The organism is Vibrio mimicus CAIM 602, from assembly GCF_000338875.1.
Lineage (GTDB): Bacteria > Pseudomonadota > Gammaproteobacteria > Enterobacterales > Vibrionaceae > Vibrio > Vibrio mimicus.
Genome location: NZ_AOMO01000038.1, coordinates 33,405 through 48,766, shown reverse-complemented (window position 1 = coordinate 48,766; position 15,362 = coordinate 33,405). Strand labels below are relative to the sequence as shown.

Sequence of the window (15,362 nt, the reverse complement as noted above, 5' to 3'; positions counted from 1 at the left end):
CTGCAAGAGCACCTTGACCCTGCGATGAACCGAGATTGGGTGGTGGTATCGGTGAATCACCAAGGTGAGCAGCCGCAAGCGCTACAAGAAGACGGTGGCAGTGGTGCAACGACCTACAGCAACCAGTTCAGCTTAATTCCTGGGCATCTCCACTGGCGTGCCGAGCCACAACCTAAACCGCAAGTTGATGGCCCAATGATAGCCACGGTCGTTGGCCCTGAAGGAGAAGAAATCTTCTGTGATGAACACGGTCGCGTGAAAATCCACTTCCCGTGGGACCGCTACTCCAACGGTAACGAGCAGAGCTCCTGTTGGGTGCGTGTGTCACAAGGTTGGGCGGGCAGCCAATACGGCTTTATCGCCATTCCGCGCATCGGCCACGAAGTGATTGTTTCCTTCTTAAACGGTGACCCAGACCAACCCATTATCACCGGTCGCACCTATCACGCGACCAATACGCCGCCATACAGCTTGCCTGAGCACAAAACCAAAACCGTGCTGCGTACCGAGACGCACCAAGGGGAAGGCTTTAACGAGCTCAGTTTTGAAGACCAAGCGGGCAAAGAGCAAATCTACCTGCATGCACAGAAAGACTTTGATGGTTTGATTGAAAACGACCACACCACGGTCATTCGCCACGACCAACACCTGACCGTTGAAAATGACCAGTTCACCCAGATTAAGCACAATCAACACCTGACGGTGGAGGAGGAGAGTCGCACGCTCGTCAAACTCGACAGCAGCAGCGAAATCGGCGGTTCATTGCAGCAAAAAATCGGCAGCAAAGCGATTTATGATGCAGGTACTGAGGTTCACCTCAAAGCGGGCAATAAACTGGTCTTAGAGGCAGGCAACGAGCTCACCATCAAAGCCGGCGGCAGTTTTATCAAAGTCGATGCCGGCGGTGTGCATGTCGTCGGCTCTGCCATTAACCTCAACTCCGGCGGCAGCGTAGGCAGCGGCTCAGGTTATGGCGGTAAAGTGGCCGAGTTGCCACAAGGGGTTGATAAAGCCCAAACACTGCAAGAGATTGAGCTAGCCGCGGTAACTCCCACTCAGCAGTCTATGTCGCCTTTACTTAAGGCGCGACAAATTGAAGCACTCAAAGGTCCTGCACCTGTGTGTGAAGTGTGTGAAGAGGCAAAGGGAAATTAATGCGTTCAACAAATTCCTTTGTCGTGCATAACTGGGTGAGCTCGGTTCCAGAGATGGAAATGGATACACAAGAAAGGCTTTACCTTTTGGTTGATGGTGCTCAAATCAGCCATCTAGCACAAGCCTTGTATCGTCTATCGGGTGAATTGGTTTTGGAGCCTTTGTACCTTTTTCCGCCTTTTGAGCAGCTTAAAGAGGTGTCTCCTTATCTCGTGTTAGCAACGGATACGGTTAAAACCTGGTTCCTTGAGCAGAATCAAGGGTTAGCTGGGTTCTTTTTTGCTTCTTTAGGCTCTATTGAAGAGATTGCTGAACAACTGCGTCGTTTGATCCAAGTGGAATCCCCTTATGGTTCAACGGTGTTTCTTAAAATGGCGAACAGTGAATGCGCGTATGTACTTTTGAGTACCCAATGCCAACCACTGTGGAAAGTGATCAATCGAGCTTGGTTGCCGACACGTCAAGGTTGGCAATATGTGCAACGACCAGAACTGACGGCGACTCAGGACACTCCTGTGCGATTCAAGCTAACCGATGAGCAGTGGCAACGGCTTGGCAACATCACATGGCTTAATACCTTAGAAACGGTCGAGCGGCATGTACAGCAGTGGTTTCCGGATTTAGCGCAGCAGTGGCAATCTCACCCTGAACTATTTCATCGTCATGCTCAATGGGCTTACCAGCAGGGCTTTAGCAGTGAGCGAGATTTAATGCTGTTTTTTAATGTGTTGGGGTTTTTAGGCGTTGATGCTCTTGAAAAAGGGAAGTATCCCGAGATTGACCTTTTGTTGCATCAGGCTTCAAGTCATACGCCTTCGCAACGCATTGAAGCTGCCGCAGGGCTAGCTTATCAATATTCACAATCATCACAGGAGGTACAAGGATGAGTAATCCCAATCATGCTGCGAAAACAGGGCAGAGCAATGATGCACAAAATCCAGCCAGTGCATGTCCTTTTAAACAGCCGTTAATAGGGATAATTCCTGTTCGTTACGCCTTTGATGTTTATGATGATCAAGGTCAAGCATTACACCCTTTACCCAAAGCGGATCGACAGTGGAAAGGCCAATTCTCTATCAAACAGCGCAGTTACACCTTAAGGCAACTACGTGATGGTTGGCTCTATGTCTATGATGAAACTGCAAAAACACTGCACGAATATGAAGTCGCTGGCTGCAAGTTGACCAAAATTGATTGGTCTGATGATGAGGCAAGCAAACCCACTCACGAGCGCGGTTCGAAAGGTGAAAGCAAAAGCTGTTTACTCTATCCCGCCCAGCACACGCTCTCTATCGGTTATGCGCATCAACGATGGACGTGGCGAGTGTGTGAGCATATGCGCTCCAATACCAGCAGCCGTCATGCTGTGATGCGTAAAGTGAGCCTTAAACAGTTTGAGTCCAATGGTACTCACCCTCATGCGCATTTTGCTCAGTATCTTGAAGACTATGTGGCGGACATCGGGACGCCGGCTGAGCAGGATATTTTTAAAGCTACCTGTACCCCTTCATTACCGGTAGAAAAAAGTGAAGAAGCGGTGAAAGGTACGGAATTCAAATTCGTGGCCGACAAAGCGGTGGTGAGCAGCAAAGATTATCTGCAAGATTTGCCGGAGCAAAACTGCGGTTTATTTGTGGCGCTGAATGACCCTTTAGCTGATGTGTCTGATTTATTTGTTACTTTTACTACCCAAGTGGCAAAGCGAACTAAAGCGGTTGGTGATGAAACGCAACAGCATAAAATGCAGATGGCAGAGCTGACACGCACATTAGGCCGAATTCGTCTTGAAGAAAAAGAAATTCCCGATTTTGTAAAACAAGATCCGATCCGTATTTTAGAGCTAGAAAGAGCCATTACTGAATATTGTGCTACGGCAAAATTGGCCGAAATCGAATCTTATGCTTTAGCCAGTGAAGGGCTTGCCCCATCGGGAAACTATGCCCCCATGCAGCAGCGAGTGGAGCAGAAACTGGCGGAATTGAAAACACTCTATCGCTTTGAACCCACCAGTGCTCAGATGCGCAAGTGGCGCAAAAAAGACAACAGCTTTATTGATGAAGTGCGTTGGGCGGATTTAGATAACTTTTTGGTGGAGCATTACACCGAGCTCAAAGGATTGGATGAACAGATTAAACAACACTATGCGCAGTTTATGTCTGCCTTCAACCAGCTCGGCCTTGACCCGCTTCTGTTTGGTATGGATAACCAAGATGAGGTTCAGCAAGCGTATTTGTTAGCATTAACTAGCCAATTTTTAGTGGTGGTTACGCAAGTCAATCATGATGAAAAATCGCTTGAGATCCTAAAAAAAGATCTCAGTTTTGATTCACCGAAAAACCTCATGGCTCTCGCGTCAACTGGCTTTTCCCTGCAGGCAAATCAAGCCATTAACAACCATATCCAAGGGTTTAGCACCGCTTTTCTCTCTACAAGTAGTCCTAGTGATATGGTTGCGTTTTCGACTGCAATCGCTAACTGGGATACGTTCACGGGGGATGGACGTATTCAGGAGAAAGCATGGTTTAAGAAATGGATTGAACCCGTTCAATCGAGTTTTAGTGCACTGCAAAAAGCGGTCGCCAATCAAGCCAAAGAGAGTTGGCAAGCGGTGATGGAGCTGCTGTTTCCTTATCAGAACCAGCCTAAAGGAGGGACGCCCAGTTTGCTGGCTAACCTTCGTTTACTGTTGGTGGAAAGCCTAGTTCGAGAAGAGGCGGTGTTGCAACATAATCCCAAATATGCGGCTGAGCTTAAGCAATTTGAGACTAAGCTGAATGCCATTTTGCAAGAGATGAATGATGCTCTGGAATTCAAACCCGGTAATGTGAGCCCGAAAAACCATCAAATTGCGACCGCGCAATCCGCACAACGTAAGCTAGGGCAATTACTCAGTAGTGAACTGCCGATGATGCTGACGCTCAAAAACCAAGCGGTGATGAACACTTTTCAGCAGTCGGTAAATGAGAAACTGAGCGCGCTATCGAAAAACGTCAAAACCAGTAGCGCGTCGGTGAGTCAGAAACTGGGTGGATTAGGGGGCTTGCTGTTTGCGCTGAACCTATGGAATACCACGGCGGTTTTGGAGAATATCCGCTATAAGGTCGCACAATACCCCAGTTGGGATCCTTCGAAGAATCCGGCGTTGGGCGAAGCCATTTATGCCACTGGCTATACCATTGTGGCCGCCGGAGCTATTAGTGCTGGGCGCGTTTGGAAGACGATAGCCAGTAATCAACAACTTTTAGAATCGCCGCTGAAAAGGGCATTACAGACTACTGCGGGCACGACAATGCAAGATGCCCTAAAAACTTTTTCTAAATCCATCGCCTTGGTGGCTACCGTGGGCATGATTGCCAGCGCATTAGAAACATGGGAAAGCTGGGGTAAGTTTAATGACAGCAGTAAAACCGATCTTGAACGCTTCGGTTATTTGTTAAAAGGGGGAGCGACGGTAACACAGATGGCTATTTTTGCTGTGCAGTTAGTTTTATATGGAGTAAGTCGATTTATAGGTTTTGGAACAATCGCAGCCATCAGTGCTGGTTGGATGGCCGCCGGTTTTGCTGTGATTGGTATTGTCTATTTGATCGGGGTGATTTTGACCAATGTGTTTAAACGCTCAGAGTTAGAAATCTGGTTATCAAAATCGATGTGGGGGAAAGAGAGTGCTCATTGGTCGGTAGGCAAAGAATTGACCGAGTTAGAGCGCCTTCTCCATCGTCCGAGTCTTCGGTTGAGTCAAGTTACGCAACGTAAAGCAGCGCAATGGATGGATTCAGGTTCTTTACAATGGCAGTTAGAACTCACGTTACCCGATTATCTTAAAGGGCAGACGATAGGCTTGCAAATAACCCGTTTGCCAGCGCAGCCGGCATATTATCAACGGCAAAGGGAGGCGGTAACACCAATACTCATCAATGAACAACAGGGAAAATGGAGTATTGAAGATAACCAGCCAGTATATCGCATTACACTGGGTGGCAGTGAGAAGGATACCGTTGGAGTTTGCGTTTCACTACCACTGCATTGGGTCAAGGAACAGAGTCTCAAATTTTGCGCCCGCGGAACTCGCGCCGGAGAATTGGATTTACAATCTGCAGAGGCGAATGATATTGCAACAAGAAATCTCGTTGTAGGAAAGAGTTAAATGTTAATTGATAAAGATGAGTTAGAGCAGTTAAAGGCAAATTTACACAGCAGTGAGGTTTTGTATCAGTGGGAATGTGTGGCATTTTCAGAGCGACGAGGTGATATCGCGCGTTGGGTTATTGGAATCTTTGCTGGTTTTTTACCAGCCTTATTATTTATCCCCCTCGGCGATATTCCCTTTAACAGTAAGGGTTTTTGGGGGTTTATGATCTTTGGAATAGTGTTTGCGCTTGTGGCAAGGTATCTTTTTATGCCCGACCACCGCTATTGTTACAGCTTAACGCAAGCGGGTGTGCATTATACCGATCAAGAAGTGATCCCGGATGCGGCCTACACTTTTGTACGCGGTTTTGCTTGGGTGGGGATTGCGGTCTGTTTGTTAGCCTTAGCCGTCGTTGGTCCGTTAGCGTTTGTTGGTGCAGGCGGTTTTGCCCTGCTGGCTTTTGGTTTGACCAAATTCCATCCCACTGTGCATCAGAAAGAGTTTTACTTTGCTGACCAATTGATTGTTTTTGATCCCATCAAAGAAAAGATGCTGATCTTTAATACAGAATTAGTGAGAGATCCAATATTTATATTTTCATTTATGGGGACACTTTATTTTAATTCATTTGATGAGAAGAACCGCGTTATGGCGTTAATAAAAAATGTGCACAATAATATCGATTATTGTCCGCTACAGCGGGTTAACGATGAATTTAAGCATCGTAAATATCAGCAAGCGCTGAAAGAGGAATAGCTCAGAACTACTTACCCTTAGCGCCGCATTGCGGCGCTTTTGTTATTTAAGCGATCGCAGGTTAACAATCAACAATGGGGCATATGGATCATGGACAGAGGTCAAGCCAGTGTATCGCATTACACTGGGTGGCAGTGAGAAGGATACTGTTGGAGTTTGCGTTTCACTACCACTGCATTGGGTCAAGGAACAGAGTCTCAAATTTTGCGCCCGCGGAACTCGCGTGGGGGAATTGGATTTACAATCTGCAGAGGCGAATGATATTGCCACAAGAAATCTCGTTGTAGGAAAGGGTTAAATGTTAATTGATAAAGATGAGTTAGAGCAGTTAAAGGCAAATTTACACAGCAGTGAGGTTTTGTATCAGTGGGAGTGTACGACAGGTGATATGAATGAGAGTTATTTATCACGTTGGCTTACCGCGATCGGTGTTGGTTTTTTGCTTCCCTCACTATTTCTTGTGTTCGGGGATATTGCTTTTAACAGTACAGAGTTTTGGGGCTTTATCAGCTTTGGCGCTGCGGGCATGGCTGTGGTGAGATACCTTTTTATGCCCGACCACCGCTATTGCTACAGTTTAACGCAAGCGGGTGTGCATTATACCGACCAAGAAGTGATCCCGGATGCGGCCTACACTTTTGTTCGCGGTTTTGCTTGGGTGGGGATTGCGGTCTGTTTGCTGGCCTTAGCCATCGTTGGTCCGTTAGCGTTTGTTGGTGCAGGCGGTTTTGCCCTGTTGGCTTTTGGTTTAACTAATTTTCGTCCGACGGTACATCAGAACGAGTTTTACTTTGCCGAGCAATTGATTGTTTTTGATCCCATCAAAGAAAAGATGCTGATCTTTAATACAGAATTAGTGAGAGACCCAATATTTATATTTATAGGGAAAGTTTATTTTAATTCATTTGATGAGAAAACCCGCGTTATGGCGTTAATAAAAAATGTGCACAATAATATCGATTATTGTCCGTTACAGCGGGTTAATGATCAATTTAAGCATCGCAAATATCATCAAGAGCTGAAAGAGGAATAGCTCAGAACTACTTACCCTGAGCGCCGCATTGCGGCGCTTTTGTTTTTCTCTGATTTGCACTTACACTCATCACGTCAAGCCAATAAGGAATAAGGATAGATTATGGTCACAACAGTTTATGCTGTCGTGCTGTGCGGCTGGTTGATTTATTTAGCAGTACAGGTGATTCGTCAGCGACGTAAACATCAGGTGCTGTTTGCCGATGGTGGTGTGGATGCCTTAGTTCGCGCGCGCAGTGCGCAGAGTAATGCAACGGAATACATTCCCATTTTCCTAATCCTGCTTGGTTTAGCGGAATTCAATGGCGTTAATGTGTGGTGGATTCACGTACTCGGCGTGGCCTTTGTGGTAGGGCGGGTGTTACACGCTGATTCGATGTTTAAAGCCACCATTCCTAATCGTGTGCGCGGTATGCAGCTCACTTTTGGCTCCTTAGCAGTGCTGATGGTGTTAAACCTATGGGCATTGCCTTATAGCAAGCTCTTCTAGGTACTATTTCCGGTAAAAAGCAAAGGGAGCCTTGGCTCCCTTTGTTGTATCTAGTTCATTTTTATCTTAGTAACACACGTTTGAGTGGTGTGCGTTCTAAGCCTTTCACGAGCAGATAAGTGGCAATCAAAGTACCAAACAGGATCAGTGCGTCTTTCTGCAAGCCTGCTAGGCCTAAAATTCCAGCGATGTTCATCATTACGATGACCATTAAAAGGTGACTGACGTAAAAGCCGAGGATGCTTTGTGACAGTGAAAATATCCAAGGCTTTCGACCTAAATCGGGTTTGGCGAGCAGAAAGAGAAACAGCCCAATCGACCACAAAGCGGTGCCAAACAGATAATCATTGGTATTAAACACCTGTCCATGTTGATGTAAGCCATACGCTTCAACGAAGTGAAAAAGCATCCCCACTAACGCCAATAACAGTGCAGAGCGCGCTTGCCACAGGATGTGTCGCTCACGAATCAGATAACCTACCACTACAAACAAAGTGCTGAAAAATGGGCCATTACGAGTATAGATGGGCGCGCTCATGCCAGTGACGACGGCACTGCTTCCTGCAAATTCACCGTAGATGTATAGCCCGATGGCAATCGGTAGCATCCAATGTGTTTTTTGTTGGCGGATCAACAGTGCCATGATGGCGACCGCAATCATCAGTGCGGGTAAAAACCAAAGGTGTACAAGCCCGCCTTCAAACAGTGAGTTAAGTGGGTGTTGTAGCAAAAATCCCCAATAACCTGAACGCTCAGCGAGGTAGCCTTGATTAACCACCACTTCGAGATTGAAAGGCATCAACAAGCTAATCACACTCCAAATCACCCATATCCTCAGTAATGGCGAGCAGTAATTACGCAAGGTTTGCATCGGGTTCTGGCTGAGTTTGGGTTGGATCAAATAGCCCGAAATAAGGAAAAACAGTGGAACAGCAAAACGGGTGGATTGGTTAAATAAGTAGGCCACCCATGGTTCTTCATCGGTGAGCCAATAAGTGGTAAAAAGTTGGCAATGCAAAGCAATAATTGCCAGCATGGCGATCACTCGCCCAAGCTCAAGGCTGGCGATCTTTTGATGGTTTGACATAACGACACTCGGCAAATTGAAAAAGCCGACCATACGCCATTCAAATCTCAATTCTATTGATTTATGTCTCTTTTTACCTTTGCACTTAACCCTAAGAGAGAATTTGCGATCCAGTGCTCACCTGTGGTGATTAGATCACGCCAAAACTAGAAAGCAGGAAAATACCAAGCGTGCAAGTGAACAGTGAAAATACAGTAGTAAGGGCAATAATATTGGCGGCAAGAGTAGAATTACCACCCATTGCTCGCGCCATCACATAACTTGCCGCCGCGGTAGGAGCAGAAGTCATCAAGAAAAGTAGCCCGAGATCTAAACCACGGAATCCAAGTAACCATGCACCACCAGTGATCAGCAAAGGTGAGAGAATGAGCTTATAGCCAGTAGCAAACCAAGCTGAATTTCGATCCTCTTTTAAAGAGTTCAAATTGAGGGATCCGCCAGTGCAGAGCAAGGCTAATGGCAAGGTCATATTGGCAAAGTACTGACCTGCATCAGTCACTATTCGTGGGATAGGCACACTGGCGATGTAGCAAACCACACCAAGCATAATCGCAATGATTAGCGGGTTTTTGGTTAATGTTTTAAACATTAATTTTCCCGCTTGCCAGCCATTACTTTCCCCTCTTGGTGTGAGGGCGATGACAGCCTGAATATTGAATAAGACAGTTGTGGCGGCAACATAGATAGCGGCTAAGGCGACCCCAGCATTGCCGTAGGTATTGGCAACATAGGCTAAACCAATAATCGCGGTATTAGCACGAAATCCACCTTGAGTGATCACTCCCCAGTCGTGTGGCTTATCGGTGAATTTACGTGTACTGAATAGTGTAAAAATAAAAAAGAGGACATTAGCGATTAAGCTATACAACACGAGAGACATACTGGAGGAAAAGTCGTGCTTTGAGCTGACGATGCTCAGAAACAACATGGCAGGTAATGTCACTTGAAAAACAATGCGTGAAGCAACTTCAATGAAATTCTCGTTAATCAGATTGATGCGCTTGAAAAACACGCCTAAACATAACATCAAACAGATCGGGCCTGTGATGGTGGCCGAAAATTGCAGCTGGGCTATGATCTCATTCATATCAATCCTTTGAATATGCTCGCATATCCGCATTCTTCCACATATCTACCCGAAGGCAAATGAGATTTTGATTGAATTCTCAATGAGCGATTTTTACTCAGTTGTTATCTGTGTGGTGAATAGGTTTTAAACGCTTGTATAAATGCTTTGATTACAAAGTAAGCTCTCGATTAATTTCAAATTATTTCAGTATGTTAAAATTGTAACCATGCTTTTGATAAGGTTAACAAATTTGCAATGATAATTATCTTTTCTGTTTGAATCTGTGGGATCATTGCCCTGCCTGATGGCCCTCATAAGGAAAATAATAATGAACAGAAACGATAGTGTCCCTTTGCCCACAAATACCCGAGAATGGTTTCTCCATCGAAACAGCCTGATTGTCTTGGCGGATGTTGTACTCTTTCTCGCACTCTATAACTTCCTCCCTTTTGAACACAATGTTGTGTTGGGGATCAGTATCCTTGCATTTATTGCTGTGCTTTGGCTGACTGAAGCTTTGCACGTTACCGTGACGGCTATTTTAGTCCCTGTAATGGCAGTCGGTTTTGGTATTTTTGAAACCCAAGCCGCATTAAATAACTTCGCAAACTCAATCATTTTCCTATTTTTAGGTGGCTTTGCGCTTGCTGCTGCAATGCACCATCAAGGGTTGGATAAAGTCATTGCCGATAAAGTGCTAGCAATGGCACAAGGCAAAATGAGTGTGGCCGTTTTTATGTTGTTTGGCGTCACCGCTCTACTCTCAATGTGGATCAGTAACACAGCTACAGCCGCTATGATGCTGCCTTTGGTCCTAGGTGTATTGAGTAAAGTGGATGCAGACAAACAACGCAGCACTTATGTGTTTGTATTATTGGGCATTGCTTACAGCGCCAGTATTGGTGGTATTGCGACTGTGGTTGGCAGCCCTCCCAATGCGATTGCGGCTGCCGAAGTGGGTCTTTCATTTACAGATTGGATGAGATTTGGTTTGCCAACGGCGTTAATGATGCTGCCGATGGCGATTGCTCTCTTATATCTTCTGTTAAAACCTAATCTAAGCGGAACCTTTGCGTTAGAGCGTGAGCCTGTCGATTGGGACAAAGGCAAAGTAGTGACTCTGGCTATTTTCGGTTTAACCGTGTTTTTATGGATTTTTAGTGGTCCGGTAAACAAGGCACTTGGTGGTTTTAAAAGCTTTGATACCCTCGTTGCGCTAAGCGCGATCCTAATGCTCAGCTTTGCGCGTGTGGTGCACTGGAAAGAGATTCAGAAAACTGCAGATTGGGGCGTGTTGCTCCTGTTTGGAGGCGGTTTATGTTTGAGCAATATCCTAAAACAGACTGGAACCAGCGTCTTTTTAGCGAACGCACTGAGCGATATGGTTTCAAACATGGGCATTTTCGTTGTGGTGTTGGTAGTAGCAGCTTTTGTGGTGTTTTTGACCGAGTTTGCTAGTAACACGGCGAGTGCAGCGTTGTTAATCCCTGTGTTTGCAACCGTTGCTGAAGCGTTCGGAATGTCTCCAGTGCTATTGTCAGTATTGATTGCTGTCGCTGCATCGTGTGCCTTTATGCTGCCAGTGGCAACGCCACCCAATGCAATTGTATTTGCATCTGGTCATATCAAACAGAGCGAGATGATGCGTGTAGGGCTTTATCTAAACATCGCTTGTATTGGTTTACTGACGGCGATTGCGATGCTCTTTTGGCAATAATTTATTAAATAGTGAGCAATGAAAAACGAGGCCTCTATGGCCTCGTTTACATTTAGGTGCTGATTTACTATTGCGAATCAGAACATGCAGATGCGAAGAAAGTGACTATTGTTTATTCACAAAAGCTTTGAAACGAGCTTTCGTTTCTTCATCCGCTTTGTTGTACCAAAAATGCAGCATCTCTTCCGCAGCAGAAGCGGCAGCATTAGAGGCTTCTTGCTGAGTCAGTGGTTGGGTCGCGATAGAGCTGGTTAGCGCTGCAATGCCGCCTTTACGGTTGTATTCGGCCGTTTCAAACTCAAAGTTACGTCCAAGCTGCATTCCTTCTTTGATTAAGCGATCCTGACGCATCTCAATCGCTTTCCCTTGCTGATCAACCAGTTGCCACTCCATTTTTTTGATGGCTTTTGTCGCTTGTGGGGCGTCACGATATTTGGGCATATCAAACGTGAAATCTTGGTTGGCAGCATCGAAAGTTGCGATGATCACGTCACTGTCGATGATGATGCGATCGCTACCTTGGCTGAAATAAGGCGAGTAGCGAAACACGATTTGTTGTTCGCCATCGTCTAGCTCAAGCTTTTTCGTGGCGTCAAAAAAGCCACCAGAGAGTTTGGGGCTACTGCCGTTAACTACCAATAGGTCGATAGTGTCTGGAATGTCTATCGTGACTTTGGCACTTGCTGATGCAGCAAAGCAAAGGGCAAGCAAACAAGAGAGACGCTGCATAGGTTTCATTTTTCTATCCTTTTTTGTTTTTCGTTCTATGACGAGTGCGGCAAAGGGTGCGCTCTTCATGGCCAAAAGGCAAGGTTCTCGTCTCACAATACATGGCAAATTCACTGAAACTTAACAGAAAATGGCACTAGGAATATTTCGTACAAAATAAGGTAAATATGCTTTAAACCTGCCTCTCATTAGCGTAAATCAACAAGGAATGCCAATTTGTTTTGTCAAAATTCCGATTTCTTGACTCAAGGTTGCTTAATTGCTGCAACATCTCATTGATTTCGAAAAATTAGCGAATTGTGCCTCGAAAAGTGATTTATTTTTTTTTCGCAAATAAAAAAGTCTCTCAGATACTGACGCTCGATGCCTTCACGCGGGTTATGTGTGTGGTGGCAGTCATTGATAAAAGTGAAATATCTAAGGAAAGAGAGACTTAACTTATGAATCGAATTACTCTGTGCGCCGCAAGTATTGCTTGTGCTCTGGCGAGCACGGCGATGGCAGCACCCTCGGCTCCTAGTGTTGACGTTTATGGGTCGAATAACCTGCAATTCTCGAAAATTGAGCTCGCAATGGAAGCCACTGCGGGCTACAACCAAATGGTGAAATACCATGACCAAGCACCGATCACGCTCAAGTTCAACCAATGGAGCGGTGTGCCTGGAAACACCTATAAGATCTATTTTGATGGTGTAGAAGTCGCTACTGGTCCTATCACAGGTAGTCAGACTACAGCCCAATTTACTTATCCTAAGGGCGGCGTTTATCAATTAGTGATCGAAGCTTGTGATGCGACTGGCTGTACCAAGAGTGCACCAACCGAAATCACTATCGCGGATACCGATGGCTCGCACCTCAAGCCATTAACCATGAATATTGACCCGAACAACAAGTCTTACACCATTCCACAAAACACAGTGGTTGGTACTTACTTTGTTGAGTGGGGTATTTACGACCGTAAATACACAGTGGATAACATTCCGGGACAAAACTTAACTCACATTCTCTATGGATTTATCCCAATTTGTGGTCCAAACGAATCACTAAAATCAGTCGGTGGCAACAGCTTCAACGCCCTACAAACGGCGTGTCAGGGTGTGCCTGATTATGAAGTGGTTATCCATGACCCATGGGCGGCTTATCAAAAGAGCTTCCCACAAGCTGGACACCAATTCAGCTCGCCAATCAAAGGTAACTACGCCATGTTGATGGCGTTGAAGAAAACTTACCCAGATCTCAAAATCATCCCATCAATTGGTGGTTGGACTCTGTCAGATCCTTTCTTCAGCTTTACTGACAAAGCGAAGCGTGATGTGTTCGTTGCTTCAGTTAAGCGCTTCCTGAAAACTTGGAAGTTCTACGACGGTGTGGATATTGACTGGGAATTCCCTGGCGGCGGCGGTCAAGCTGCTAACCTAGGCGATCCAGTGAACGATGGCCCAGCTTATGTGGCATTGATGGCAGAGCTACGCGCAATGCTGAATGAGCTTGAAGCTGAAACAGGCCGTAAGTATGAACTGACGTCAGCGATCGGTGTTGGTCACGATAAGATTGAAGATGTGAACTACGGTCAAGCGGTTCAGTATATGGACTACATCTTCGCGATGACCTATGACTTCTACGGCGGCTGGAACAACGTATTGGGTCACCAAACAGCACTGTATTGTGGCTCGTTCATGCGCCCTGGCCAATGTGATGGCAAAGGCGTTGATGAAAATGGCGAACCGTACAAAGGTCCTGCATACACAACCGATAACGGCATTCAACTGCTGCTGGCGCAAGGTGTACCACCTAGCAAGCTAGTGGTAGGTGCAGCAATGTACGGCCGTGGTTGGGAAGGCGTGTTGCCATCATCTCTCACCGATCCTAACGATCCAATGACTGGCGTTGGTAACGGCAAGCTGAAAGGCACAAGCACACAAGGTGTTTGGGAAGCGGGCGTAATCGACTACAAAGGCATCAAAACTTATATGTTGGGTGCGAACAATACCGGCGTGAATGGTTTTGAATATGGCTACGATGCGCAAGCAGAAGCGCCATGGGTATGGAACCGTACAACGGGTCAGTTAGTGACTTTCGATGATGATCGTTCTATCAAAGCGAAAGGTTCTTACGTACGTAACCTTGGCTTGGCAGGCTTGTTCTCATGGGAAATTGATGCGGACAACGGCGACATCCTCAATGCAATGCATGAAGGCTTAGCGGGTGGCACAACAACACCTCCAGCGAACAAAGCGCCTGTTGCAAATGCAGGAGCGGACGTGACGGTAACTGGCCCAGCAGCGGTTTCTTTAGATGGTAGTGCATCAAGAGACAGCGACGGTACCATCGCAAGCTACCTGTGGGAGCAAACCGCAGGTACAGCCGTAACCTTGACGGGTGCCAATACTGCTAAAGCCAGCTTTAACGCCGCTGAAGTGACAACGAAGCAGACCTTCACCTTCAAGCTGACTGTTACCGACAACAAAGGCGCAACAGCAACAGATACAGTGATTGTGACAGTGAATCCAAAGTCAACGACTCCTGGAAACACCGCACCTGTAGCCGTAGTTACTGCACCAGCTTCAGTGAACGCAGGCCAAACTGTGGTTGTTGATGCTTCTACATCCAGCGATGCAGACCAAGATGCCCTGAGCTTCACTTGGGATCTGCCTGTGGGTCTGACTGCTACCGTTCAAGGCGCAAAAGTGACTTTTGTTGCGGGTGAATACAGCCAAGATACAACGTTGAATTTCACTGTAACGGTGAGTGATGGTCAAGCAACAGCGAAAGCATCTGCTGCAGTTGTCGTACTGAAAACCAGCACTGGTGGCACTTGTACTAACCTGTGGAGTGCAGAAGCAACGTACAATACTGGTCAACAAGTGACTTGGGCTGGCAAAGTGTGGGAAGCCAAATGGTGGACACGCGGCGACGATCCAAGCAAATCTGGTGAGTGGGGCGTTTGGAAAGACTTAGGCGCAGCGAGCTGTACCACTAACTGATCGGTTTCAATTGAGCGAAGCTCAATGAAATGACGATTCTCAACTAATAAGAGAGGCTCTGCATGTGCAGAGCCTCTTTCTATTTGGTGACCGCCTTCTATGTGAAAGCGATCATTTGTTTATTCTGACCCTTGAAGCCCTTTGTTTTCATAAGGAAATACTTGCTGGTAACCCACATACAATACCCAATCACTTACAGTTAGTCATGAAT

11 protein-coding genes and 1 pseudogene are annotated in these 15,362 nt (G+C 46.2%); 9 read left to right on the top strand and 3 right to left on the bottom strand.

Annotation, left to right across the window (positions count from 1 at the left end; genetic code table 11):
- From D908_RS06945 to D908_RS06970, 7 genes and pseudogenes are all read left to right on the top strand, one after another.
- Nucleotides 1-1,155 (top strand): type VI secretion system Vgr family protein (locus tag D908_RS06945; RefSeq protein ID WP_032467650.1); only part of this gene is annotated, 1,155 nt, incomplete at its 5' end.
- Entirely contained in the window at nucleotides 1,155-2,042 is an 888-nt protein-coding gene (vasW, locus tag D908_RS06950; RefSeq protein ID WP_005525344.1) for a type VI secretion system accessory protein VasW, read from the top strand. The genes D908_RS06945 and vasW, both read left to right, overlap by 1 nt.
- Nucleotides 2,039-5,302, top strand: coding sequence for a T6SS effector BTH_I2691 family protein (locus tag D908_RS06955; protein WP_005525342.1), 3,264 nt, complete (start codon nucleotides 2,039-2,041; stop codon nucleotides 5,300-5,302). The genes vasW and D908_RS06955 overlap by 4 nt, the downstream gene beginning before the upstream one ends.
- Nucleotides 5,303-6,043, top strand: coding sequence for a hypothetical protein (locus D908_RS06960; RefSeq protein WP_005525340.1), 741 nt, complete (start codon nucleotides 5,303-5,305; stop codon nucleotides 6,041-6,043).
- Nucleotides 6,044-6,146: 103 nt separating this feature from the next.
- Nucleotides 6,147-6,341 (top strand): annotated as a pseudogene (locus tag D908_RS23205) (hypothetical protein); the annotation flags it as partial.
- Entirely contained in the window at nucleotides 6,342-7,076 is a 735-nt protein-coding gene (locus D908_RS06965; protein WP_005525332.1) for a hypothetical protein, read from the top strand.
- A gap of 102 nt (nucleotides 7,077-7,178) precedes the next feature.
- Nucleotides 7,179-7,565 carry an MAPEG family protein gene (locus D908_RS06970; protein WP_005525330.1) on the top strand — a complete coding sequence of 129 codons (387 nt, stop codon included), beginning with the start codon at nucleotides 7,179-7,181 and terminating at the stop codon, nucleotides 7,563-7,565.
- A gap of 61 nt (nucleotides 7,566-7,626) precedes the next feature.
- On the opposite strand, the gene D908_RS06975 is transcribed toward D908_RS06970, so the two are convergent.
- Both D908_RS06975 and D908_RS06980 read right to left on the bottom strand, forming a co-directional pair.
- Nucleotides 7,627-8,652 carry an acyltransferase gene (locus D908_RS06975; protein WP_032467648.1) on the bottom strand — a complete coding sequence of 342 codons (1,026 nt, stop codon included), beginning with the start codon at nucleotides 8,650-8,652 and terminating at the stop codon, nucleotides 7,627-7,629.
- A gap of 130 nt (nucleotides 8,653-8,782) precedes the next feature.
- Nucleotides 8,783-9,739: an AEC family transporter gene (locus D908_RS06980; RefSeq protein ID WP_001002375.1), complete on the bottom strand. Its 957-nt coding sequence runs from the start codon at nucleotides 9,737-9,739 to the stop codon at nucleotides 8,783-8,785.
- 310 nt (nucleotides 9,740-10,049) lie between these two features.
- On the opposite strand from D908_RS06980, the gene D908_RS06985 reads away from it, so the two are divergent.
- Nucleotides 10,050-11,438, top strand: a complete 1,389-nt coding sequence (locus D908_RS06985; RefSeq protein WP_001081275.1) for an SLC13 family permease — start codon at nucleotides 10,050-10,052, stop codon at nucleotides 11,436-11,438.
- 105 nt (nucleotides 11,439-11,543) lie between these two features.
- Here D908_RS06985 and D908_RS06990 read toward each other — a convergent pair whose 3' ends face one another.
- The gene (locus tag D908_RS06990; RefSeq protein WP_005525327.1) at nucleotides 11,544-12,176 is read right to left on the bottom strand and encodes a DUF2057 family protein; all 633 of its coding nucleotides are present in this window, start codon (nucleotides 12,174-12,176) and stop codon (nucleotides 11,544-11,546) included.
- A 431-nt stretch (nucleotides 12,177-12,607) separates the two neighbouring features.
- On the opposite strand from D908_RS06990, the gene D908_RS06995 reads away from it, so the two are divergent.
- Nucleotides 12,608-15,151, top strand: coding sequence for a glycosyl hydrolase family 18 protein (locus D908_RS06995; protein ID WP_005525326.1), 2,544 nt, complete (start codon nucleotides 12,608-12,610; stop codon nucleotides 15,149-15,151).
- Nucleotides 15,152-15,362: the final 211 nt, after the last annotated feature.